The 3,438-nt window shown below is 40.3% G+C and carries 3 protein-coding genes; all 3 read right to left on the bottom strand.

The features are described from left to right. The coding region (locus tag SORDD27_RS03145; protein WP_231069278.1) for an FTR1 family iron permease at positions 1-1,260 on the bottom strand (1,260 nt) is incomplete at its 3' end. Then, positions 1,235-2,449 carry an iron uptake transporter deferrochelatase/peroxidase subunit gene (gene efeB / locus SORDD27_RS03140; protein ID WP_061427256.1) on the bottom strand — a complete coding sequence of 405 codons (1,215 nt, stop codon included), beginning with the start codon at positions 2,447-2,449 and terminating at the stop codon, positions 1,235-1,237. The genes efeB and SORDD27_RS03145, both read right to left, overlap by 26 nt. A 5-nt stretch (positions 2,450-2,454) precedes the next feature. Then, a complete protein-coding gene (efeO, locus tag SORDD27_RS03135; RefSeq protein WP_061427254.1) occupies positions 2,455-3,327 on the bottom strand; it encodes an iron uptake system protein EfeO in 873 nt (290 codons plus the stop codon). Between the last annotated feature and the right edge of the window lie 111 nt (positions 3,328-3,438).

Raw genomic sequence — 3,438 nt, 5'->3', positions numbered from 1 at the left:
CACAGTTTTCATCTGGGAATCCATAAAGTCATTCCATTTTTTGACCGAGGATTTACTATGAAGCCAGATTCCGATCAAAATCATCATCACTACTGCGAAAATACCAACAACTCCTTCGATGATTTCACGATTAGCCCCCGATATTACAGCAGGAAAGGCAATTTGTAATATAAATGCAATCACTAGACTCGCAGCGATACCTGTTAGGGCCCCACCATATACCCACTTGAGTCCTTTGCGCATCTTGGCTGCTTTTAGAGTTGTGACCAAAGCCATGACGATTAAGAGGGCCTCCACTCCTTCCCGTAGGAGAATGAGCATAGCATCAAAAGCATTGTAGCTTGCATTGGTATCAATTTGAGATAAATCCGCAATCAGTTTTTCTAATTTTTCTTGATATTCCTTCTCACTTCCCTTGACCATGATTACAGGACTTTCGCTTTCAACTCGTGTATAGAGGGAAGGATTGGTCGTGCTAACAGAACCCTCAATCGTTGGCCAGATAGTGATGAATTCCTTCATACTAGCTGCCCCTGATGCTTGGTCACCAGCTTGGAATTGTTCCAAAGCCTTCTTCAAAAGGGCAATACCGTCTTTGAGACTTAAATCAGAAGATGCTTCTGCGACTTCTTTGCCAGCCACAAAGTTATCAATAGCAGTTTTCAAGTCATTAAAAGAAGTCTGAATTGCATTATAATCTGTCGGCTCTGTTTCGATACTACTCCGTAAGAAAGAAATAGCTGTTTCTACTTGACCATAATGAGCTGTATTGTTGTCACGGACAACACTCTCATTGATGGTCCAAGTGGAATTCATCTTTTTATAGGCTTCTCGAATTTGCTCTATGTCTTTGGAAGAAATTGCCTTATCCAGAACCTCAAAACGCGGTCTTAGTCGACTAACAAGCTTTTCTTTTTCAGCATCAAGATCTACTGGATTTTGCTCTTTCTCAAATGCAAGAAGAGCAGATGAAATCTGTGTCAGATTTTCCTCACTTATATCTCCTGTCAGAGCAAGCTTTTCCTTGACGATCTTACCAGCTTCCGAATCAGAATGTTCTACTTTTTCAAAATCCGTCGCCATTTCTCTAACAAGAGCTTTGGCTTCTGCCTGATTATCATTTTTTACAGCCTTAGAGGCATCCGTTATCTTTACAAAATATGAACTCAGGCTTTCCTGTGCGCTAACGGGAAAAACAGCTAACAAGAGAAAAGACAAAGCTAAGAAACAAATGTTAATCTTCCAATAATTTTTGACCAATATAGCCTCCTTTCTCTACTCCACCAAAGCAGGCAAAGAGACCGCTACCGATGTGGGTTACATACTCATTCATCTTGTCTGTAGCTCCAAGGTTAGTTTGAACCTTGATAAAATGATCTGGATCCTTTTGGAAAGAAATAAAGAGCAAGCCTGTGTCAAATTGTCCAGTCTTTTCATCAATTCCATCTGAATATGAATAGGATCGACGTAAGAGTGGCTTATCTACCTCTTTAGCTAATCGAACATGCGAATCATCTGGCAAAAGACTTAAATCCACTTCATCAAACTCATTCTTCTTACCAAAGGGAGCGCCACTTTCCTTGTAGCGACCAAAGGTATTTTCTTGCTCTTCAAGATTGGTTCGATCCCAAGTATCGAGAAACATCTGGATGCGGCGAACGGCCATATAGGATCCATTTTGCATCCAATCCTTGCTGTCTGCCCAGACAACACGATCAAAATCCTTCTCTTTGGTCACATTGGCTGTTCCATCCTTGAAACCAAAAAGGTTGCGGGGTGTCTCCAGACGATCTCCAATGGCTGCAAAACCTGACTGACTCCAACGGAGAGTCACCGCATTTCTCCCTTTACGGATAAGGTTGCGAATAGCATGAAAAGCAACTTGCTCGTCATCTGCACAGGCTTGGATAACAATATCTCCCCCAGTATATTTTTCACGCAGTTGCTCTTTTGGGAAGGGAGGTAAATCCTTAAAAAGTTGAGGACGTTTTTGCTCTAATTTCATCTTTTTCAGGAAACTAGCAGACACACCAAAAGTCAACGTTAAACGATGAGGATTTAGCCCCACGGTTTCTCCAGTGTCACTAGGTGGCAAGAGAGCATTCTGACCATCTTTTTTAACCAATTCCCCCTCGACCAACTTGGCACTATAATCCGTCCAATCCTTGAACAACTGGATAATCTTATCCTTATCCGTCGTATGCAAGTCCAAAACGACAAAATAGATATTTTTTTGCATGGGCGTACTAATCCCAGCCTGATGCTTGCCATAAAAAGCAATCTTTTCATTACCGTACGAGATGTTTTCTTGATTTCCTAGTTTAGGTGCGAAAAAAGCAGAAGCACCAGAGAGCCCTAGCGCTAGTCCAGCACCTCCAATACCCGCTTTTTTTAGAAATTCTCGACGGTCCATTTTTTTCTCAAAAAACTTTTCATCTTTATCAGTCATACTGCTTATTCTCCATCAAGAAATTTGCCCATTTGTGATAGAGGTTCACCAAGTTTTGTCACGGCTTCAGCCAATTCCTTGGTGTCTTCTTTTGTCAAATCAGTATAGAGTTTGTAGTGTTCCTTGTCTGTCATGTGTTTATCCAGCAAACTATTAACAGATTTGAAATCAGCTTCTAATTCTTTAACTAAATCAGCATCTGATTTTTCTAGTAAAGGTTTAAATAGTTGGAAAATTTTCTCAGCACCCTCGATATTAGCACGGAAATCGTACAAATCTGTATGAGAATAGATTTCCTCTTCACCTGTAATCTTGCTTGTCGCTACTTCATTAAGCAAGTCAACTGCTCCAGTCAACATTACCTTGTAGTCCACATCTACAGTCGCAATCTTAGCTTTCAATTCCTTAATATCATTGACCAATTGATCACCGTATTTTTCAGTCCCTTTTGTGGTATTATCTTCCCAAAGGATACGCTCGATACGGTGGAAACCAGACCAGCCTTCCTCAGTCTTATTTTCATCTACGTAGTCTGCTAAACGGAAGTCAATCTTGACATCTGACTCACCAAAACTTTCTGCAATCGGTTCTGAACGCTCATAAGACATACGAATCAGTGGATAAACCTTCTTAGCCTCTTCTAATTTGCCTTCTTTCAACAGTTTGACAAAGCCTTCCGTATCTGTCAAAAGTTTATCAATTTGCTCTTGTACAAAAGTCTTATAGTCAGCAGTGGCCTTATCCAGCATTTTTTGCTTGTCTTCAGACAAGGCTGTCACCTTAGAGGAATCATTTGTGTTGCTTGGCTTAGATTGATTATTAGCACAAGCAGTCAATAGCAAGGCTGAAGATAAAAGGACGAAACCTAGTTTTTTCATTATTTTCTCCTATTAGTTCAGGAAGCCTGAATTTTTTTTACGTTCCATTATATCATGTCTTCTCTCATTTTTCAATGAATTGTCAGAAAATTTAATGTTGGCCATCTAAAA

The sequence above is a fragment of the Streptococcus oralis genome, from assembly GCF_001579025.1.
In the GTDB taxonomy this organism is placed as follows: Bacteria; Bacillota; Bacilli; order Lactobacillales; family Streptococcaceae; genus Streptococcus; species Streptococcus oralis_X.
Note: the sequence above shows the minus strand (reverse complement) of the source record. Positions and strands in the feature narration are given on the sequence as shown.